The organism is Paenibacillus sp. FSL E2-0201 (assembly GCF_037963325.1).
Lineage (GTDB): Bacteria > Bacillota > Bacilli > Paenibacillales > Paenibacillaceae > Paenibacillus_AQ.
In genome coordinates this window covers 4,339,916-4,359,678 of record NZ_CP150154.1, presented here as the reverse complement: position 1 = coordinate 4,359,678, position 19,763 = coordinate 4,339,916, and the positions used below count along the sequence as shown (strand labels likewise).

The 19,763-nt window shown below is 40.7% G+C and carries 20 protein-coding genes; 14 read left to right on the top strand and 6 right to left on the bottom strand.

What is annotated here, in order from left to right:
* The first annotated feature begins 69 nt into the window (after positions 1–69).
* From NSU15_RS19870 to NSU15_RS19860, 3 genes are all read left to right on the top strand, one after another.
* Positions 70–615 carry an HAD family hydrolase gene (locus NSU15_RS19870; RefSeq protein ID WP_339287358.1) on the top strand — a complete coding sequence of 182 codons (546 nt, stop codon included), beginning with the start codon at positions 70–72 and terminating at the stop codon, positions 613–615.
* 23 nt (positions 616–638) lie between these two features.
* A complete protein-coding gene (locus NSU15_RS19865) occupies positions 639–1,796 on the top strand; it encodes a GntR family transcriptional regulator (protein ID WP_339287357.1) in 1,158 nt (385 codons plus the stop codon).
* A gap of 204 nt (positions 1,797–2,000) precedes the next feature.
* Entirely contained in the window at positions 2,001–2,294 is a 294-nt protein-coding gene (locus tag NSU15_RS19860) for a hypothetical protein (protein ID WP_339287356.1), read from the top strand.
* A gap of 77 nt (positions 2,295–2,371) precedes the next feature.
* On the opposite strand, the gene NSU15_RS19855 is transcribed toward NSU15_RS19860, so the two are convergent.
* Both NSU15_RS19855 and NSU15_RS19850 read right to left on the bottom strand, forming a co-directional pair.
* On the bottom strand, positions 2,372–3,679 hold the full coding sequence (locus tag NSU15_RS19855; protein WP_076120755.1) for a sensor histidine kinase: 1,308 nt from the start codon (positions 3,677–3,679) through the stop codon (positions 2,372–2,374).
* Positions 3,672–4,409: a LytTR family DNA-binding domain-containing protein gene (locus NSU15_RS19850; RefSeq protein WP_042129365.1), complete on the bottom strand. Its 738-nt coding sequence runs from the start codon at positions 4,407–4,409 to the stop codon at positions 3,672–3,674. The genes NSU15_RS19855 and NSU15_RS19850 overlap by 8 nt, the downstream gene beginning before the upstream one ends.
* Before the next feature lie 199 nt (positions 4,410–4,608).
* On the opposite strand from NSU15_RS19850, the gene NSU15_RS19845 reads away from it, so the two are divergent.
* From NSU15_RS19845 to NSU15_RS19835, 3 genes are all read left to right on the top strand, one after another.
* Positions 4,609–5,520: an ABC transporter ATP-binding protein gene (locus NSU15_RS19845; RefSeq protein ID WP_076120753.1), complete on the top strand. Its 912-nt coding sequence runs from the start codon at positions 4,609–4,611 to the stop codon at positions 5,518–5,520.
* A gap of 3 nt (positions 5,521–5,523) precedes the next feature.
* Positions 5,524–6,321, top strand: coding sequence for a hypothetical protein (locus tag NSU15_RS19840; RefSeq protein WP_042129360.1), 798 nt, complete (start codon positions 5,524–5,526; stop codon positions 6,319–6,321).
* Positions 6,322–6,423: 102 nt separating this feature from the next.
* The gene (locus NSU15_RS19835; protein ID WP_339287355.1) at positions 6,424–6,783 is read left to right on the top strand and encodes a hypothetical protein; all 360 of its coding nucleotides are present in this window, start codon (positions 6,424–6,426) and stop codon (positions 6,781–6,783) included.
* Positions 6,784–6,840: 57 nt separating this feature from the next.
* On the opposite strand, the gene NSU15_RS19830 is transcribed toward NSU15_RS19835, so the two are convergent.
* Positions 6,841–8,103, bottom strand: coding sequence for a serine hydrolase domain-containing protein (locus NSU15_RS19830; RefSeq protein WP_052414656.1), 1,263 nt, complete (start codon positions 8,101–8,103; stop codon positions 6,841–6,843).
* A 66-nt stretch (positions 8,104–8,169) separates the two neighbouring features.
* Between NSU15_RS19830 and NSU15_RS19825 the strand changes: the two genes are divergently transcribed.
* From NSU15_RS19825 to NSU15_RS19810, 4 genes are all read left to right on the top strand, one after another.
* Entirely contained in the window at positions 8,170–8,853 is a 684-nt protein-coding gene (locus tag NSU15_RS19825; protein ID WP_076120751.1) for a response regulator transcription factor, read from the top strand.
* A 2-nt stretch (positions 8,854–8,855) separates the two neighbouring features.
* Complete coding sequence (locus NSU15_RS19820; protein WP_042129354.1) at positions 8,856–10,124, top strand: HAMP domain-containing sensor histidine kinase; 1,269 nt, start codon at positions 8,856–8,858, stop codon at positions 10,122–10,124.
* Between the two features lie 172 nt (positions 10,125–10,296).
* Positions 10,297–11,070 carry an ABC transporter ATP-binding protein gene (locus NSU15_RS19815; protein ID WP_042129352.1) on the top strand — a complete coding sequence of 258 codons (774 nt, stop codon included), beginning with the start codon at positions 10,297–10,299 and terminating at the stop codon, positions 11,068–11,070.
* 2 nt (positions 11,071–11,072) lie between these two features.
* Complete coding sequence (locus tag NSU15_RS19810) at positions 11,073–13,415, top strand: ABC transporter permease (protein WP_339287354.1); 2,343 nt, start codon at positions 11,073–11,075, stop codon at positions 13,413–13,415.
* A gap of 55 nt (positions 13,416–13,470) precedes the next feature.
* Here NSU15_RS19810 and NSU15_RS19805 read toward each other — a convergent pair whose 3' ends face one another.
* Positions 13,471–13,899 (bottom strand): VOC family protein, encoded by a 429-nt coding sequence (locus NSU15_RS19805; protein ID WP_339287353.1) that lies wholly within the window; start codon positions 13,897–13,899, stop codon positions 13,471–13,473.
* 191 nt (positions 13,900–14,090) lie between these two features.
* Positions 14,091–14,489 carry a DUF2871 domain-containing protein gene (locus NSU15_RS19800; RefSeq protein ID WP_076120747.1) on the bottom strand — a complete coding sequence of 133 codons (399 nt, stop codon included), beginning with the start codon at positions 14,487–14,489 and terminating at the stop codon, positions 14,091–14,093.
* Positions 14,490–14,836: 347 nt separating this feature from the next.
* Between NSU15_RS19800 and NSU15_RS19795 the strand changes: the two genes are divergently transcribed.
* Complete coding sequence (locus NSU15_RS19795) at positions 14,837–15,052, top strand: hypothetical protein (RefSeq protein ID WP_231573314.1); 216 nt, start codon at positions 14,837–14,839, stop codon at positions 15,050–15,052.
* Between the two features lie 96 nt (positions 15,053–15,148).
* On the opposite strand, the gene NSU15_RS19790 is transcribed toward NSU15_RS19795, so the two are convergent.
* Positions 15,149–16,114: a nitronate monooxygenase gene (locus NSU15_RS19790; RefSeq protein ID WP_339287352.1), complete on the bottom strand. Its 966-nt coding sequence runs from the start codon at positions 16,112–16,114 to the stop codon at positions 15,149–15,151.
* A gap of 208 nt (positions 16,115–16,322) precedes the next feature.
* Between NSU15_RS19790 and NSU15_RS19785 the strand changes: the two genes are divergently transcribed.
* The 3 genes from NSU15_RS19785 to NSU15_RS19775 all read left to right on the top strand — a co-directional run bounded on the left by NSU15_RS19785 (position 16,323) and on the right by NSU15_RS19775 (position 19,682).
* Positions 16,323–16,985, top strand: coding sequence for an MgtC/SapB family protein (locus NSU15_RS19785; RefSeq protein WP_042129338.1), 663 nt, complete (start codon positions 16,323–16,325; stop codon positions 16,983–16,985).
* A 506-nt stretch (positions 16,986–17,491) separates the two neighbouring features.
* A complete protein-coding gene (locus NSU15_RS19780; protein ID WP_042129336.1) occupies positions 17,492–18,649 on the top strand; it encodes an ROK family transcriptional regulator in 1,158 nt (385 codons plus the stop codon).
* Positions 18,650–18,677: 28 nt separating this feature from the next.
* On the top strand, positions 18,678–19,682 hold the full coding sequence (locus tag NSU15_RS19775; RefSeq protein WP_042129334.1) for an asparaginase: 1,005 nt from the start codon (positions 18,678–18,680) through the stop codon (positions 19,680–19,682).
* Positions 19,683–19,763 lie beyond the last annotated feature (81 nt).

The window sequence follows — 19,763 nt, the reverse complement described above, 5'->3', positions numbered from 1 at the left end:
GTCCCATTCGAAAAATTTAGAGCGGGATTTGAAATGTGAATATTTGGGGATGGAGATGTGATGTGAGGGATGGAGCAGAAGAAAATCATTGTTTTTTTGGATAGTGGAGATACGATCGTGGATGAATCCACGGAGATTAGAGACGAGGACGGAATCGTGCTTACAGCGGAGCTTATTCCAGGTGCGGATGTCATGATCAGATCTTTGCATGAGAAGGGCTATACATTGGCGTTGGTCGCTGACGGGGACACGCAATCATTCAAAAACGTATTTAATCAGCATGGGCTTAATGAATATTTTACGGCCATGATTATCTCAGAGAATATTAAGGCGGTTAAGCCTAGCTCTCGAATGTTCAAAGCCGCTATCGGCGCTCTTGATTTATCTGAAGCAGACTTTTCACGCACTGTCATGGTAGGAAATAACTTAAGTCGTGATATGAAGGGGGCGAACGCGCTCGGCATTACGAGTATTTTTCAAAGCTGGACGACGCGTTATCCACACACCCCTGCCGATGAATCCGAACAACCAGACTATACGATCAGTGAGCCGATTGAATTGATAGAGCTAATCGACAAGCTCAATGAGGAACTACATACAGTAATAACGGTATAGAAGCGTAAAGGGTGAAGGCTCGAATGGACAATCAGGATCATCAAAAAGAGCGGAAACCGCTATTGTATATACAGACTGCAAATCATGTGATGGAAGAAATCCGGAAGAGAAAGCTTCAGCCACATGATCTCGTCCCATCTGAAGGGGAGATTGCCAAGTTGTACGGGGTCAGCCGCATGACAGCGAAGCTTGCTCTGCAGATCTTGGAGAAAAAAGGGATCGTTTATCGCCATGCCCGTCGCGGCACATTCGTATCTGCTGATTATCAAGCACATTCTGAGGAACTGGTGCTAAAGGCAATAGAGGAGAAGAAACCGATGCGAAGGATTGCATTGGTAATTCCTAACATAGACGATTATATCGGGAGAATCATTGCTTCCGTTGAAAAAGAAGCGCGTGAAGCGGATTGTCATTTACTCATTCGAATGACTGCGGATAAGGAAGACGAAAGTATATGCTTGCAAGAACTGTACGACGATCAAGTAGAGGGTATTATTTTTTATCCGCGTGGGAGTACGCAGTGCAGTGAGAAAGTGTTAGAGCTGAGTCTACTTAACTACCCTCTAGTGATTATCGATCGTATCTTTCGAGAGGTACAGCTTGATTGTGTTTACCATGATCATTACCATGGGGCTTATAAGACCACCCAGTATTTGATTGAAAAAGGTCATCAGGAAATCGGATATATTTCAATGCCATTTGACGGTGTGACGAGTAGAGAAGATCGGTATAGAGGTTATCTTCAAGCGATGCTGGATCATGATCTGCCGGTAAACAGCCGTAATTTATATTTGAATTACTTAGAAGATTATATGCATCAGTTGAATGCACCAAATGTACAGTTAGCGTCGTTCTTAGGTAATAATTCGATGCTATCGGCAGTGGTATGCGCAGACGACTATATCGCTACATCGTGCTTGTACACGGCAATTTCCATGCAATTATGGGTTCCGGATCAATTATCCATCATAGGATTCACAGATATTCAATTGGCGAGCTTGCTGCCAGTTCCATTAACTACTGCGAGACAAGCGACAGAGAAACTCGGACAAGCTGCTGTACAACGAGTTGTTAAACGGATGGAGAATTCACGTGAAGGTGCGCTAACGATTAAAATCGATACCACCATCGTCGAGCGGAGCTCCGTTCGACCCTACGGCGTTGATAGATTTAGGTGTTAATTACCATTGAAGCTCTTTCCTCCACTATTTTGGTAGAGGAAAGAGCTTTTTCGTATCAGTGATATAGATGTTTTTTCAATGAAATTATCATATTATTCTAGATTATTCGATTGTATAGATCAGTGACATATATTAGTCTGAAAATAGATTATTCCGAATTTCAGTTTTCAATAAGCGATAACCTAACGGAGGCAGGGTGGGAAAATGAATAACACTAAGAAGGTCCATGTTGTATTTAAAACACATTTGGACATCGGATTCACGAATATGGCTGCACATGTGTTAAGACAATATATGGAGGAATATATTCCGAAAGCGATTGCTTTGGCTGCACCGGGTCAAAAAAGACTGCTGCAATTCGATAATTCTTTTGTCTCCTTAGATAAAGGATGGCATTTTAATTTGCACAACAATATCTGGGGCACGAATTTCCCTATGTGGTACGGTGAAGATGCAGTATTTCGTTTTCGTCTAAATTTGCAATCGAACCGTAAGTAAAATAATAGAAGTATACTTGTGACTAAAATGCACCCCTTAGAATAAACATTGGAAAACCCTCTGGGTCCGATATCTTTCTATGAGGTGCATTTTTGCTCCGTTTCTGCAACTGATAAGACCTCAATGTTAAAGAGACAAATTTCCACTTGGAAAATATGGTTTTCATAGGTGATATCCCATATTCCGCCGGTTTCCTCAACCGCCTTTTTTACGCTTTGCAGACCGATACCATGAAAATGCTTGTCTCGTTTTGTTGTGGCTAGTTCTCCGAAATGATTGGTACGTATTGAATGTTGATATGGATTCTGTATTCTAATAAATAACGTACCCTTATGATAATGTAGTTGGAAATTAATATAGGGCTGAGTCACAGCTGGATGTCTGCACGCTTCGATGGCATTATCGAGAATGTTCCCTAGAATAATGCTAAATGCATAAGTATCCAGGTTAAGCTGAGGTGGAATCTTAATGTCTGTTTGAAAGGAAATCCCCAGCTTTTTAGCGAATTGCTGCTTGTCATTAATGATGGAGTCGATAAGGATAGAGCCGGTATTACAACCCCCTGATGAGAGTTCGAGTACTCCAAGCAGCTTATCCACATCGTTCAGTCCTGCTTCTTTCTCCCCGGCTTGTAATTGTGACCTCAGACCCAGCAAGATATTCCTGAAATCATGTTGAAACGTAAAGACTTCTTGCTGCCTTTCCTTTGTGAGCAAATACTGGTTCATATAGTAGGTGTTTTGTTGTTCCAGCAAGTGGTTTTTATTCTGTGCCGAATGTATGGTTAGTACGCGATCGCATAAAAGAATGATCAGGAAGTTGATCAACAGCATTCCACCGGACAAAATCGGATACAAGATCGGATATTCCCGTAAGGATAGCTCGCCCGATAATTTTGCAATACTGAAAATGCTGATAAATGGAAAACAGAACAGCCCGATCCAATACCAGCTCCCTAAATTCCCCTCGCCAAAGGCCTTAGTGAAACGAAGTGTGATCTTCACCAGTAAAAACATCAAAAGCTTAGACAAAAACAAGGTAAAGATGTATCCGCTGGTCGTATACACAGGCGCAGTAGCTGCATCTGATAGCATAATGAGTGCGACGATGAATAAAGCGGCGCCAAAACGCCATTGTATTTTCCCCTTGTACAAAAAGGACAAAAGTACGACTCCCGCTATATTGAGCCCAAGCATCCATAATCCAGGGAGTGGACTATAATGCAGTAGGAGTACGAAAATATAATAGGCAGTGTAAACGGTATAAAGGATCATTTTGGATTCCAAAAGTCGTGAGAAACAATGATTATAGAAATAATGGATGATAAATGGGAGAGCAGTTAGCGTAAGAGCGTAGAACAACTCATCCAGAACAATATTATTCAAGTAGACTCCCCCTGAATTGCAAATAACTCTTTTTCACTACAATGCTTTGCTTATCACTGATCGGAAGTTCTTCCCCGCTCGTTAACACAATTCTTTTTCCCTGAATTTGTTTGATGTAATCGAAATTCACAAGATAGGATTGATGAATCCGCACAAACTGCTTCGAAGGGAGCTTTTCTTCTTCTATTGACAGAGTACTGTAATATTCCGTTTGATCTTCCGTTGTTTGCAGAATAATTTTTCGACGGTCACTTGCCAAGTACATAATATTACGGATTGGAATAAGTATTTTAGTTCCACTTTGGTGTACAGGCAGTAATTTTGGTTGGTTTTGTTGACGCTTAACCTTTATTTGCTGAATCATGGAGAATAGTTTTTTTTCAAAAGATTCGTTATGTATAGGTTTCTTTATAAATCCCGAAGGCTGAACATCAAATAGCTGAACATGATACTCTTCGTGGCTCGAAACATAAATCAGCCGAACCCAATCGTTATCATAATCCCCCCGTAGCACATGGCCCGCTGTTATTCCGCTTATTCCTTTCATTTCTATATCCATAAAAACAAGATCAAATGGACAGCCAAGCTGAATGGCTTTCGTGAAGCTTTCACCAGAATAGAATATGGATACCTCTATGTTTTCAGATCGATAAACTGGATGGTTAATGATCAATCTCTCAATACATTCAGTTGTCTTGAAATCATCATCACAAATGGCAATATGTATCATGCGATTTTCCCCTCCTGTACATAAAGCAATAATACATTATATGGGATTAGAATCAACTGTTATCCTTTTAGGAATCACTTGGAAGTGTTGAAAGTTACATTTATTTCAGTGTTTTTTACGAACCTAATTATTAATTCTAGTAAACGTGCTAATTTGATATCAATTAGTAGGAGTAAATATGCTATGGAGGAGTTGAACAATGAATACAATAATCTTTGAAGCTGAGGGATTAAGTAAACAGTATGGTAGGGCAGCTGCGCTTCAAAATATAAATATGCAGATTCAAAAGGGAGATATCTATGGCCTAGTAGGAGAGAATGGGGCAGGCAAAACCACACTCATGAAAATAATCAGTGGATTAGTGTATCCAACAAAAGGGACCTTTCAATTGCTGGGCAAAAGTAGTGAGAAGGACATCGCAAGGGTTAGGAGAAAAATGGGGATTTTAATAGAGCACCCTGCTCTCTACCCCCATATGAATGCTGCTGAGAGTTTAAGTTTTTATTGCAAGATTTATGGGATTACGGATTCCGACAGAATTAAAAATGTACTGAATCTGGTGGGACTTACGGATGCTGAGCACAAAAACACATCGGATTATTCTCTGGGCATGCGTCAACGCTTAGGACTGGCAATTGCCCTTCTCAACGAACCGGAATTTATAGTTTTGGATGAACCGATTAATGGACTTGATCCTACGGGAATTGTAGAGATGAGAAAATTATTGACTAAGCTGGTGCATGAAAAAGGGGTTACCATCTTGATTTCCAGCCATATTTTGAGTGAACTCCAATTGCTCGCTACCAAATTCGGGTTTATTCATAAAGGGCAGTTCATTAAGGAAGTCTCTGTGGAAGAACTCATGCAATCAGCCGAAACGCAAATTTGTATTAAAACGGTTGAAGTAGAAGCAGCCATAAACGTACTTAAGAACGATCTTAATATTCATTCGAGCACATTATCAGCTTCCGGAGAAATATTGATTCCCAAGGATTTGATCGATCTTGAACAGTTAATGTCAACGTTAATTAGAGAGGGTATCCCGCTTGAAGGAATCAGCCTGTCTACTGCGAATCTTGAGCACTATTACATGGATCTGATAGGAGAATGAGCGATGAGGAATTTACTGAGAGCTGAGTCTTACTTTATAAAAAGGGATACCATGTTTAAGGGGATATCTCTGCTGTTTCTTATAGCGAGTCTGGTATTAGCGTTCTGGATTGGCAGTAAAGGTGGTTTTGAAGTCGCTAATCTCGCGGAACCCTTAACGATTGTAATGCCTTTATCCATATTTTTTTATTTTATTATTCCAATATACATATGTTTTTTTTCAACCGAAGGATTTGAATATGGGTCTATCAAAGTTATCCTTGCTTCAGGACAAAGTAGATTTATTTACATCACAGGGAAATATCTTTCTGCCTTAAAAATTATAGTATGGTGGATGTTGCAATTTACAGGAGTATTTTATCTCACGTATATGATAGCTGCCTTGATAATTGGGAATGACATCGGTAATCGGAATTTAAATGCTGACTTGATTCAGGTTTCTCGTGTACTGGGATTAAATATCCTTTATTTATCAGCTTATGCCACTCTAATTATTATGGTGGGCCTTATTATTAAAAGAACAGCCTCTGCGGTAGTTGCAACCTTTCTAATTATATTCGGAGACTTCATGATATCCGGTTATTTCCGTGATGCTTCCTCAACATGGCTAAGGGCGGTTTCAGACCATGCTTTAACGACGCAGGTTATGAAGTTTTCTGGAATCTACGTCGTTAACTCACAACATATAGTCTTGACCGGAGCAAAGGATTTTATGGAAGTGTTGCTGATCCCTGTGATTATCATAGCTATCAGTTTGTCTGTCACCTATATTTCGTTTGGAAAAAGAGATATTCATGCGTAGATTCGCAAGAGTACTGAAAGTCACAGAGGATTACTGAAATTATCGATATAATGTAAGCGTTATCTTTTATGGCAGTTCACTTAAATTAAAAGGAGATACGCTATGAGGGTGAGCAAAGTTTCTTTTAACCAGCTAGTGTTTATTTGTTTGGGGATTCAATACACGTTAATGCATTTGTTCTCTGCAGGCGAGGCGATTGTCATCACATCCATAGAGCTTGCTATATATATGATTTTTACAGTCGTTGGCCTAGTAGGATTTTTTATGAAGAGTAGAAAAGTGGACAGTGAGGCTATTTCCGGATTGGTCGCGTTATTCTTCAGTGTATTATGGATGGTGTCTTTGTTCTCACAATTTAAGAAAGAAAGCTACCCAGATGCCTTAACTGTAATTAATTCGCTTGGGGTAACTACCGCATTACTTGTTCTTCTCGCTGAGTTTATCATTATAGCCAAGGCCTAGCATGAACATGAACCTGAGTCTTTATTACTTATAAAAAGAAAAACAAGACAGGTCTAATTAAGACTTGTCTTGTTTTTTATGCATCCCCAGGAATGAAAGCTCACCTTGAGCATTTCGTTTAAATTCATATTCGGTATCATGCTTGGTATGATGGAATCTTGTTTCCGAGATCGGATAAAACGGAGTGACTTCTACATCATTCCAGATAAAATAGTAGTCTTGGCCACTACGCTCTACACTTGCTTTGCAGCCAAAACCCTCGTAGGTTCCCATATATTCTGCATAAAGGCTATCCTCAAGCGGAAAGGCTTGCGGAGAGGTCGGCACCCATACAGGTTCGCCAAATACTAATCCAGCTAGCGATTCCGTTAACTTGGTGACGGGGACGCAATCATAGTTGGTCAACATGATGACGCTCGTTTGATCTTCCGGGTATCGATGCAGTTCACTTCGAAAGCCGCGGTAGGCACCGCCGTGATACATTCTTTTTCGATCAAGGCGTTCGTCCAAGAACCAACCAAATCGATATTTAAGATTACTGGAATGAAAGGCCATTTCCAAGGTGTCATGAGATACTAATTGATCGGAGTACAAGGCTTGATCCCACAGAAAAAGATCTGCAGCCGTCGAATACATCGCACCAGCAGACTGGATAGAGCTCATATCTATGTATTCTCCTTGAGTGTACTCTCCCCAAGAGGAATGATAAGGTGAGGCTAATTTTGAAATGATTTGATAATTGTTATAAACTCCTGTATTTACCATACCCAAAGGCTGTAATATAAAAGTAGTGATATAATCTTCAAAGGTCATCCCTGTAATCTTCTCAATAATCATCCCAAGTAAATAATAACCTGAGTTGTTATAGGCAAATGATGTGCCAGGCATAAAGGCAGGCGGCTGACTCACAAATAGCTGTAACATTTCCTGTGGAGTTAGCTTTAGCTTATTTAATTTTTGATTATATTCGGGTATGGAAGTGTAGTTGGCTATACCAGAGGTATGTCCCAGCAGATGAAGAATGGTGATCCCCTCTAGTGCATGGTGCTCAGGAAGATACTTTAGGATGGGATCATCCAGTCTCAGACGTTTTTGTTCTTTTAACATCAGGATAGCCATGCCAGTGAAAGATTTGGTAAGTGACCAGATCCGGAATTTGGTATCTAATGTGTTCGGGACCTGATGTTCAAGATTTGCATATCCGTAGGCTTTATGTAGCTTTATTTCTCCACGCTGAGCTATTAAGACTGTGCCGCTTAATGGCCAGCTTTGTTCGTATTTATCTAAATAGTGCTCCAGACGCTGGAATTGTATATCCACAGGTAACCCCTCCTTAAAGGCATATTCTAACATAATAATAAATTCTGTTGAAGCGGAGAGAAATCCATGAAATATGATTGTTTGATTATTGATGATGAAATTGAGCTTGCGGAGACCACCTGCGAATATTTTAATTTGTTTGATGTTCAAACCGCGTTTGTTACAAGCGCTGATGCTTGTCGGAGATTTTTAAGTGAGCATCAGGTGTCGATGTTACTCCTAGATATTAATCTAGGTGGTGAATCCGGCTTCCAGTTATGCAAAGAGCTACGTCAAACGACTGGAATCCCCATTCTATTTATTAGTGCCCGCTCCAGTGAGGATGATGTATTGATTGCGCTGGATATTGGGGGAGATGATTATATTCATAAGCCGTATACCCTTAGAGTGCTGCTCGCTAAAGTGAAGGCGGTGCTAAAGCGGTACAACAACGGCGTTGTAGCGGAGGTTTCTCTTCTTGAATCCGGACCCGTTCAAATTGATCCTGAACTCCGAAGGGCTACACTTAACGGTGTACCCCTCAAGCTGAAAACAATGGAATATAAATTACTTAAGTATTTGATTCAGCATAAAAATCGGGTAATCCCCAAAGAGGAGTTATTTACAGGGGTTTGGGGAGATGTTTTTGCGGGAGATGGCACCTTAAATGTACACATACGTCATCTTCGTGAGAAGATCGAGGAGAATCCTAATGACCCACAGTTCATCCGTACCGTATGGGGTATCGGTTATGCTTTCGAGGATAAATAGCTATGACTAAAAAATTGCTGATAACGCTACTCCTCATTATTCTCGCTGCAAGTATAACTCTCTTATTCCTGATTGTTAACTTGAAGGTGGAGACATCAACGGATCGAGTAGCTATCAATACCATCGTTAAGATTACGGAGCAGAATTGGGACAAGCTTGAACCGAAACTGTACAAGGAAAGTCCTTATGATTTCGCCATCATCGATACTTCAGGAGCACTTAAATATCAAACTGAAAATGCGGTTTCCGTTACGATTAACGAAGCTATCAATAATCGGGACACCGTAGTCGATGTTGTTGAGCAGGATAAGATAGTGGGTAAAGTGATTGTTAATAATGATTATCGTACGGTTTTTATACATATGAAACAACAATTTATACAAGTTTCTGTTGTGATGTTGCTTCTGCTTACAATTCTAGGCATCCTCTATATTTGGTTCCTGAATCGATCCATTCTTCGTCCGTTTCGTAAAATGCAGCTATTCGCGAAGCATATTGCAAGAGGTGATCTTGAAGTTCCGCTTGCGATGGATCGTAATCATCTATTTGGTGCTTTTACCGAAAGCTTCGATATGATGCGGGAAGAGCTTGCGGCGGCTAGGCACAGCGAATATCTGGCGAACAAGAGTAAGAAGGAACTGGTTGCTAGCCTAAGTCATGATATTAAGACACCTGTCGCTTCGCTAAAGGCGATTACGGAACTGATGCTATTAAGTGCTAGGGATGAGAAGACAAGCAGACAATTGAACACCTTATATTCCAAAGCAGATCAGATTGATCGTCTGGTCACAGATATGTTCCATTCCACCTTGGAAGAATTGAATGAACTAAAAGTCAGCTTAACGGAGGAGCATAGTCACCTACTGACCCAAATTATAAATAATGTAAATTTCTATGAGCGGATTTCAGCAGCAGCAGTGCCAGACTGTATCCTGACGGTGGATCCCCTGCGTCTGCAGCAGGTTATAGATAATGTGGTGAACAATTCCTATAAATACGCCAATTCCGAGACCCCCATCGATATTAAATTCGAGATTAGGGATCATTATCTGGAGGTTGATATTCAGGATTATGGTCCGGGTGTTCCTGAGGAGGAGCTGCCTTTAATATTCAATAAATTTTTTCGGGGCAGTTTGGCAATGAGCCAGAACGGTGCAGGTCTAGGTCTGTACATTTCTCGTTATATGATGCAAAAAATGCAAGGCGAAATTGTGTGTTCCAACCGGCAGAATGGATTTACTGTAAAGCTGTTGATTCCTTTAGCTGGATAGAATTAAGAATTCGCTAAGGATTGCACAAAGACATGTTAAGAACATTTAACGTACGATAAGGTTGCAATTACGAATGAGCCTGTGATTGCAGCCATTAAATTTCGCTTAGGTCTTTAATTTCTGTTATTAGTCAGCGTAATTAATGAGCATGAATGTAAATGGAGTGTTCAAGATGAGCGAAGTGAATCATAAAGTGCTGATGCAGACCCATAAGCTTGGAAAAACCTTTTCCCATGGAGGGACTCAGCAGCATGTTCTAAAAAATCTAGATCTGACCTTATATCATGGTGATTTCACGATTATTATGGGCAGCTCTGGATCTGGTAAATCAACACTGTTGTATGCCATTTCAGGAATGGATAAGCCGACACTCGGAGAGGTTTTGTTTGAAGGTCAAGAGATAACAGCGATGAGTAATGATCAGCTGGCGATATTCCGGCGAAAGAATTGTGGATTTGTGTTTCAGCAGATCCATCTGCTTGATTCGATGAGTGTCCTCGACAATGTATTATCAAGTGCTTTTCTTGTGCAAAAGGATAGGGTGGGGGCGGTAAAGAAAGCCAAAAAACTTCTCTCTGATGTGGGTCTGGATGATTCAGTTTGGGGCAAGTTTCCTGCTCAAATTTCTGGGGGCGAAGCTCAGCGGGCGGGAATTATCCGGGCCCTGATCAATAGCCCAAAGGCGGTATTCGCTGATGAGCCGACTGGAGCGCTTAATAGCTCAGCAGGAATAGGGGTACTGCGCGTCCTGACAGAGGTGAATAAGCAGGGGCAGAGCATAATTATGGTAACTCATGATCTCAAGACTGCACTGCGTGGTAATCGGATCTTGTACCTGCGGGATGGAATAATTGTTGGAGATTTACGTCTTTCCCCTTATAGCGAAGATAGTGGACCAGAACGGCAGCAGCAATTACAGTCCTTTCTAACCGAATTGGGGTGGTAGGGATGAGAAGCCTAATAGGAAAGCTTGCTTGGTCCAATATTCGCAAAAGAAAGAGTGCAACGATTACGCTCTTCCTTCTGATTATGATAGCTGTGCTGCTGTTGAATATTGGTCTAACGGTCAGTTTGAAGCTTAATTCTTTTCAGCAAGAGAAAATCTCCAAGCTAAATACACCTGATATCACCGCTTATTTTCCTGTAAACGAGCATGTGAAGGAATATGAGTCTCTGGTGGAAAGTTATCCTTATACTGAAGCATGGGAGAATGAGTCGGCTCTTCTACTACCTGACGTAAAGATAAACTACGGGGGAAACAATACAGCTATCGCGTTCTTGATTCTTAATATGGATTCGCAGCGATCCATGGGATTTTTTAATACAACCTCTCGGTTGGAAACTGAAGATCAAAGTACAATTTACCTACCGTATATTTTCCACGGGGGCTCAGGTTATAACCTTGGGGATACGTTTTCGTTTGAATACGACAACAACAAATTCACTTACACCATCGGTGGCTTTACGGAGGAACCCCTGTTTGGGACATTGACGAATGGGGCTTTAAAAATATTTTTAAACGATGAAGGTTATAAGCAATTGGAGGCACGGCTTGGGAAAGAGGTTCAATTTAATTTTTTGTCTGTGCAACTTAACGAACGGGCGAAAGAGGTCAAGCTAGAGCAAAAGCTAAGTGAACAGATATTTGGCTCTGGAACCTCTAGTTCATTTTTAGTCATGCGTACCGATGTGGGTCTGGAGGGCAACCGTGTTTTTGTGAATATTTTAGCCGCCATCCTGATTGTGTTTGCACTGATTATGGTTGTCATCTCACTGATTGTGATCAGGTTTCAAATCTTCGGAAATATTGAGGATAACCTAACTAACATCGGGGTTTTGAAAGCGAACGGTTATACGTCAAGGCAGATCATATCCTCATTTCTGTTACAGTTCGTCTCAGTGTCTATAATGGCTTCCATACCGGGGAGTTTGATTTCCGTTCTAGTTATGCCCTTAGTAGGCAATATGATCTCGTCTTCGGTTGGACTGTTGTGGCCGACAACCTTTGAAGTATTTAGTGCTTTGTATAGTTTGCTTATCGTTACGGTACTCATTCTATTTGTTGCCTACCTGTCCAGTAGAAAGATTCGTAGGATTACTCCGATAGCAGCGCTTCAGAGCGGACTTCTTACCCACAATTTCAAGAAAAATCATTTTCCATTAGCAAGTACTTCATTGAATTTGCAATTTGCCTTAAGTCTGAAATCTTTATTTAGACAGACCAAACAGAATTTTATGATTGTGCTGATCGTTGCAGGCTTGACCTTTTCTAGTATATTTTGCTCCATCCTTAATTTTAACTTTAAAGGGGATACTTCAGCCGTTTTAGATTTAGTGGGTTTAGAACGTACCAATTTGCAACTTGATCTAAAAAAAGCTGACCATGCTCCGGGAATAATTGCTGAAGTTGAAGCTATGTCTGAGGTTCAAAAGATTTCCATATTGGAAGGTAGAGTAGCCTCTACAGATGATTCCAGCTTTATGCTCCGTGTATCAGATGATTATGCCAAGCTGGAAACGCAGACGGTCTACAAAGGTAGACAGCCCATTTATGATAATGAAATTGCGATATCCGGCGTAATTGCTAAAATGAAAAATAAATCGATTGGGGACGAGATTCCAGTTACGTTTAATGGGGTAACCAAAAATTATTTGGTAACTGGTCTTAGCCAGCAGATTAATCAGTTAGGTATGGTTGCTACCATAACAGAAGATGGAATGAGGAAATTACAGCCGAATTATTCCGTTCAGTCCATTAATGTGTATTTAAAGGAAGGGGAAGATCCTCAAGCGTTCATTCAAAAGCTCGAAGAACGTTTCCCTGGACAATGGAACGTAACGAACATTTTAGACATGTTAGAAAGCACACTTAGTACATTCACAGCAGCAGTATCTTCTATGACAGCAGTCATTACGGCAGTCACAATTATAGTCGTCAGCTTAATCTTGTACTTGGTGATTAAGACTTTGATTATGAAGCGCAAGCGAGAGTTCGGTATTCTTAAGGGTATCGGATACACCACCTTTAATCTGATGACACAAATTACGTTCAGTCTTTTTCCGGTGATTGTAGTTGGAGTAGTATTGGGGAGTTTAGCGGGTTATTTTTACTCGGATTCAGCATTTGTGTTATTGCTTTCAAGTCTTGGCATTTATAATGTTCAATTGGCGGTTAGTTTGCCTCAAGTGCTTCTACTGTGTGCGGTCATTCTAGTGGTTGCTTATGTGGTGTCTATGCTAGTTGCAAGGCGAATTCGAAAGGTCAGTGTATATGATTTGATTATGGACTAAGTATTTGAACAAGAAAACAACGAGTTGGAGATTGTCCATACTCGTTGTTTTTTTATTACATATTCATTCGTCCGTCATCATAATTGAATTGCCAATCGATGCCAAACTTATCTTTTAGACTACCATAACAGGAGCTCCAGAAGGTTTCTTGTAATTCCATACCTACTTTACCGCCTTCTTTTAGCTTATGAAAATAGTTCTTTATGCCATCCAAATCCTTACTAACTACCGAAAGACTAATGTTGTTTCCTTCTACAAAAGGCATTCCCGGAAAAACATCAGAGAACATTACATTACTGCCTTCGATATTTAAGCGAGTGTGCATAACTAAATCTTTGGCTTCTTCAGGAAGAGTGAAATTGGGATCGGGTGGTGTTTCACCAAAGGTCATGATTTGTGGACGTTCAGTGCCAAACACCTCCGCGTAAAATTCTGCGGCTTGACGGCAATTCCCGTTGAAATTCAGATAAACATCGATAGACATTTACTTCACTCCTTAAAAGTTTTATTGGCATCGAAAGCATAGATTAAAGTTAAAATTCAAGATATCTCGCGACTTCCATATTGTATCATTTACCAGTCTATAAACAAATATACTTATAGTCTCATTTGGTATGAAGTTAAATATGACTAATCAAAAAAAAGGCGCTGGAATATGATCCAGCGTCACTTTCCCTATGATTTAATTCGTTTACCGAGCAGAATTTGCAGCCATATGATACCGGCTCCTACTATAGTATGACCGAGACCGGCGATATGCGGTAAGAAGCTAATATCAGTCCCGTTAATTTGCAGCATCCCACGAGTAGCCATAGCACCGATTGTGATCAGGAGACCAATGTTATAGACAATATACCATGCATTAAATGATTTGGCCTCATGGATATTAAATAACTTGGCTAGAATCAAAGCAATAATAAAGAAAAAGAAGCCCAGTACAAGGATATGAGTATGAAGTGCAACTAAGATGGTGTTTCCTTCGAAATCATTCATTTTGGTAATTTCACGATAAGCAACACCTGCTATCAACCCAAGAATTGCATAGAAAAATGACGTGTAATACAATTTTTTCATGATCATGACTCCTTTGTGTTTATTGTTATATCGAAATAATATCATGGAAATAAGAACGCAATATGAACGAATGATGACATAGTGAATAATTTCACGGAATTGTCAAAAATGAATTTCTAACATGCCCCACATAGTTTCTACACAATATTTATCTATAATAATTAATATGATTGAACCCCACTATTCATTGGATTTAGGGTGTTCGATGGCACGGGAGGATGAATATGAAAAAAGCGGATTGGATCATAGCCATTCTAGTTATGGGAATGGGTCTGATGTGCATGTTGGTTTCAGCAAATTTTTTTCGTATTGATTTTTTCCGTATAATAAAGTAGGAGATGGTTTTTTTGAAAAGAGGAGTATTTGCAGTAATCTGTGTTGTTATTTTGTCATTTGGAATTGGAACAGCAGCGTATGCTGCCGGGTTTGCTCCAAGCACTTTTAAAGAGATGTTGCCCTTTATGAAAGAAAGACATCCTAACTTAGGTGATTCCGAACTAGAACAAATGTATAAGAGCTGTCATCAACAAGATGGCATTTCTAATACTCGTGGAATGATGTAAGGCATTGTTGATGTATAATCAACGCCTTTTAAAAAGAACCCTTTGTTGCATACAACAAAGGGTTCTTTTTTTATCTTTATCATCGCATAAGTATCGTCATGTTGCGGGGTTCAATGCTCCCTGATACTCATACATCAAATTGTCAATAATCTGCTGTACGGACAATATCTCTTTAATCTCATGAACTCTGGACCCGGCAAACACTAACCCGTTCTTAACATCTCCTCTAAGGGAAGTTAGCAGGGATTCCATGGTACAGAAGCGATGCGAACAAACCTTTAGACAATTAGAGCATTTGGCTATTTTTAATTTGGCATCATCACTAATACGATCTGTGAATTCATTGCGAATCGCTCTGCCATCTAGCCCCACTGTAGACTTAATTAGAATAGTATCACCTTGTCGAGCATCTACATACTTTTGCTTAAAAGACAAAGGAGCATCACATTCATGGCTTGCTACGAAACGAGTCCCCATCTGAACACCGGAAGCGCCCATTCGAAGGGCTTTTGCGATATCATCTCCGGTCAGAATCCCGCCTGCAGCAATAACCGGTATCGAAACGGCTTCTACAACTTCTGGGAGGATATCAAACATGGATCTTTCAGTGCCTAAATGGCCCCCAGCTTCAAATCCTTCCACAACGACTGCAGAGGCACCAAGTCTTTCGGATATTCTGGCCAATTTGGCGGAAGAAACAATAGACACCACAGGAGTGCCATATTCTTTCCCCCAAGCATAAATATCTCTGGAAATTCCGGCTCCGGAAATAATAAAGTCCACTTTTTCTTCCAAAGCGACCTTCATTTTATCGGCAAAATCCTTCATTGCGAATAGTACGTTCACACCGATATATCCAATCCCTTTAGAGAGCTCTCTTGTTTTACGAATATGCATTCTCAGTTCATCAGTGGTGATTCCTGTACCGGAAATGGTGCCGATCCCGCCTGCATTGGCTACAGCAGCAGCTAATCCACTTAAGGATATACCTACGCCCATACCACCTTGAATCACAGGAACCTTGGATTTAATATGCCCAAATTGGATTGTTGGCAGGTTCATATACGCACCTCTTTCACAAGTTGTAGATCGTTATACAATGTCTACTGGAGTAATAGCTATAAAGGTATCACAGTTAAATCATTGCAGATGTGACTGTGCGCATGCTCAAACTATGTTAAATGTCATGTCCACCTTATTGGAAGGGGAAATATAGAAATCCGTTTATGATACAATAAATAGCAATATCATAAGGAGAGAAGGACAATGTATGGAGTTTGAATATTTACTTCGTGTGGTTGGAGCTGGAATTTGTGGAGTATTAGTTGGATTTGAACGTAAAAGCCGAATGAAAGAAGCGGGAGTTAGGACGCATTTTATTGTGGCTTTAGGTGCTGCACTTATGATGATCATCTCCAAATATGGATTTCAGGATCAAGCTTCTTGGTCCTATGTTAAACTCGATCCCGCACGTATTGCAGCGCAGGTAGTAAGTGGAGTGGGATTCCTTGGCGCTGGAATGATTTTCATGCACAGACACACCGTTAAGGGGCTGACAACTGCTGCGGGGATTTGGGCAACGGCGGGGCTAGGTCTGGCGATTGGTTCAGGGCTTTATATCCTTGGCGGAGGAGCAACGGTTATTATCTTACTCGGGCAAAAGATTTTGCATGGTCGATACAGTTGGCTGGCCTCACCGAAAACCCAACAGATTGTGATCTGTCTGTCTAATACAGAAGGAGCCGTCAGTCGAATTCAAAAGATACTTGAAGAAAAAAACATTACTATACTAAGCTTTCACGCTGAAAATAATAGTCTTGCCTCTGAGTTGAATTTAGAAATTATCGTAAAATATCCTGAATCCTTTAATTCTGTGAATTTGTTATCCCTAATACAAGAAGATGCATCTGTTAAGGCAGTAGATTTTCAATAACGGTTCAAGATGCTCCGTATCAAAGGTTGGTTGATATAAAAAACTTACTTTTGATGCGGGGCAATATCCATTTCACTATCAATCCGCGCATGATCCTACCCTTTTTTTAATTCAGATATTCAAACCATCTGCTTTGATTGTTTATCTCAAACCTCTTGCTATTCTTATTTATTTTCCCTTTGAGATCAGGTTCTTCCTATTTATAGTTTTCGCACGGTCTATTACGAGATGAGATTTGGTTTTTCGTGTTATGTTTATGTTATGTATTGAATGATATTGTTAAATATTTCACATATTAACCGCTTTCATTTATTTCGAATAAAAAATATGTTATTTATATTGACATACATTCAATGAGCCTTTATTATTAATCCCATCACTGGAGAAACTAAACTAAAATTAAATCGAATAATACATTATCGTAGCTTAATTGGCAAATTTTTTCTTATTTTTATAGTTTTATCAGCTTGATTAATGCACTGGAGAAAATAATTAGGAGAATGTCTGTGAAAAAGCACGATCAGGATTTTATGAAGCGACAAAACCGATTAACGGTCTTCGAAATCATTAAAAATCAACAGCCGATTTCTCGGGCTTCCATCGCCAAACAAACGGGTATGAGTCCTACGACTGTAAGTCGAATTGTTGGGGAATTAACTGAACAAGGATTTCTACTCGACTCGGATCAGGTATCGTCAGGATTAGGTCGAAAATCAACGTTGCTAGCTATGGTTGACGCTTCTGTGTTGTCAGTTGGGGTTGAATTGGATCGTAGTCTTATGATTGTAGGGATCGTAGATTTGCAAGGCAAGCTGCTCTGCAGCAGGCAATACCCGCGTACACCGGATGAGAGTCCTGACAAGACGCTGGAACGAATTAATGAAGCGATTGAACATCTGACACAGCAGCATGTGATTGACAGAACACGTATCGTCGGTATTGGAGTTGGACTTCCTGGCATTGTAAATAACGAAGAAGGTATCGTCGTCTTCTCGGTTCAGCTTGGATGGAAGAATGTGCCCTTAGCTAAACGTCTAAAGGAACTTACCGGTTTTGAAATTGCTGTAGATAATGAGCTGAAAGTAAGAGCTCTTGCAGAACACCTTAAAGGTGCTGCAGTTGGTTCCATCCGTACCGCACTATTGGGCTTCGGTCAAGGTGTTGGCTCGGCGATGATCCTCGAGGGAGAGATCTACCGCGGGGTGATGAACAGTGCTGGTGAAATTGGGCATACAACAGTGGATCCTAACGGAATGATGTGCGAGTGCGGGAAAGCGGGTTGCTTACAGACCTATATAAATATTAGCTCATTGTTGTCAGAAGCCAATCGGATTCGTCCGATTCGCACGATCGAGGAGTTATTTGAAGCAAAGGATGCAGGAGAGCATTGGGCGGTTCATTTGATCGAACGTGCACTCATGTATATGGCGATTACGATCAACAATGTCGTATGCATGTATAACCCGGATAGTGTGATCTTGAGTGGAGAACTCGTCGACAAATTCCCAGACGTTTATGAAGAAGTCGAGAAGCTCTATCTTTCACGCTTCACTTGGGAACCGCTTCGTGGATCTTTCTCCATTCATCGTTCGATGTTGAATGAGAACGGTGTAATTATCGGATCGGGCCTACTATCGCAGAATCGTTTTTTCGCATTGGATTAATAGAATTACATCGAGGGAGGTTGTACAGATGGGATTTACAACACTGGTAGAAGAATATCGCGGTGGCTTACTAGAGAATGTGCATTATGGTGCAGTTAGCGTAGTCGATGAGAAAGGTAACATCTTGTACAAAACAGGAAACCCGGAGCATATGACCTATCTTCGGTCAGCTGCTAAGCCGTTCCAAGCTTTACCGGTTATGAAGCGACGGATCGACGAAGTGTATGGTTTGACAAGTAAGGAAGCCTCACTCTTTACTGCTTCGCATCGGGGAGAGGCCTTCCACATTGAAGCACTTGAATCTCTTTTTCAAAAAATGGGATTAAAAGAAGAGGGACTTCATTGCTGTTCTACATATCCACTGAATGAGGAAGCCAAAGCGGAGCGTCATCGGGCGAATGAGCCTACTCGCAAAATCTTTCATAATTGCTCGGGTAAGCATGCCGGGTTAATGGGTCTCAGCAAATATATGGGTTGGGATATAGATACTTATTATGAACCTAACCATCCTGTACAACAGGAGATCCTTGAGACCATGGCCTATATAGCTGAAGTACCGAAGGAATCCATTCCTCAAGGAATTGATGGTTGTGGTCTACCCATTTTCGCACTTCCGCTGCACAAAATCGCTTATTCATATTTAAAGCTAGCCTGTCCTGATTTGATCGAGGATATTGAAATACGCAACGCAGCTGCTGTGACTGCAAAGCTTATGAATGATAATCCGGTGATGATAGCAGATACGAAATTCGTCTGCTCAGAGCTTTTAAAGGATGATAATCTGACGGCCAAGGGCGGGGCTAAAGGTGTATATGGTATTGGTCTTCGTAAGGAACGAATCGGTATATCACTAAAAGTATCCGATGGCTCTGAGCAAGTCTGGCCTTGTATCATCGCATCGATTCTGGAACGTTTAGGCTATAGCAATCAAGCTACAATTGATCGTTTATATGCGCTCGTACCAAATACCATCGTTAATGATGGCGGTACTATTGTAGGCGAACGCCGAGCTGTATTCCAATGGGAAGTTTGATTATCAGGATCGAGAATAATCTTCAAGTCTCATGAATAATCGGACTGGGAGCTTTTCTAATACATCGTTTCTAAAGGGGAG

Excerpts from the sequence above, each read along its gene's own strand:
- NSU15_RS19870 (WP_339287358.1), top strand. The coding sequence starts at position 70 with ATGGAGCAGAAGAAAATCATTGTTTTTTTGGATAGTGGAGATACGATC.
- NSU15_RS19865 (WP_339287357.1), top strand. The coding sequence starts at position 639 with ATGGACAATCAGGATCATCAAAAAGAGCGGAAACCGCTATTGTATATA.
- NSU15_RS19860 (WP_339287356.1), top strand. The coding sequence starts at position 2,001 with ATGAATAACACTAAGAAGGTCCATGTTGTATTTAAAACACATTTGGAC.
- NSU15_RS19850 (WP_042129365.1), bottom strand. The coding sequence starts at position 4,409 with ATGATACATATTGCCATTTGTGATGATGATTTCAAGACAACTGAATGT.
- NSU15_RS19845 (WP_076120753.1), top strand. The coding sequence starts at position 4,609 with ATGAATACAATAATCTTTGAAGCTGAGGGATTAAGTAAACAGTATGGT.
- NSU15_RS19840 (WP_042129360.1), top strand. The coding sequence starts at position 5,524 with ATGAGGAATTTACTGAGAGCTGAGTCTTACTTTATAAAAAGGGATACC.
- NSU15_RS19835 (WP_339287355.1), top strand. The coding sequence starts at position 6,424 with ATGAGGGTGAGCAAAGTTTCTTTTAACCAGCTAGTGTTTATTTGTTTG.
- NSU15_RS19825 (WP_076120751.1), top strand. The coding sequence starts at position 8,170 with ATGAAATATGATTGTTTGATTATTGATGATGAAATTGAGCTTGCGGAG.
- NSU15_RS19820 (WP_042129354.1), top strand. The coding sequence starts at position 8,856 with ATGACTAAAAAATTGCTGATAACGCTACTCCTCATTATTCTCGCTGCA.
- NSU15_RS19815 (WP_042129352.1), top strand. The coding sequence starts at position 10,297 with ATGAGCGAAGTGAATCATAAAGTGCTGATGCAGACCCATAAGCTTGGA.
- NSU15_RS19810 (WP_339287354.1), top strand. The coding sequence starts at position 11,073 with ATGAGAAGCCTAATAGGAAAGCTTGCTTGGTCCAATATTCGCAAAAGA.
- NSU15_RS19805 (WP_339287353.1), bottom strand. The coding sequence starts at position 13,899 with ATGTCTATCGATGTTTATCTGAATTTCAACGGGAATTGCCGTCAAGCC.
- NSU15_RS19800 (WP_076120747.1), bottom strand. The coding sequence starts at position 14,489 with ATGAAAAAATTGTATTACACGTCATTTTTCTATGCAATTCTTGGGTTG.
- NSU15_RS19790 (WP_339287352.1), bottom strand. The coding sequence starts at position 16,114 with ATGAACCTGCCAACAATCCAATTTGGGCATATTAAATCCAAGGTTCCT.
- NSU15_RS19785 (WP_042129338.1), top strand. The coding sequence starts at position 16,323 with ATGGAGTTTGAATATTTACTTCGTGTGGTTGGAGCTGGAATTTGTGGA.
- NSU15_RS19775 (WP_042129334.1), top strand. The coding sequence starts at position 18,678 with ATGGGATTTACAACACTGGTAGAAGAATATCGCGGTGGCTTACTAGAG.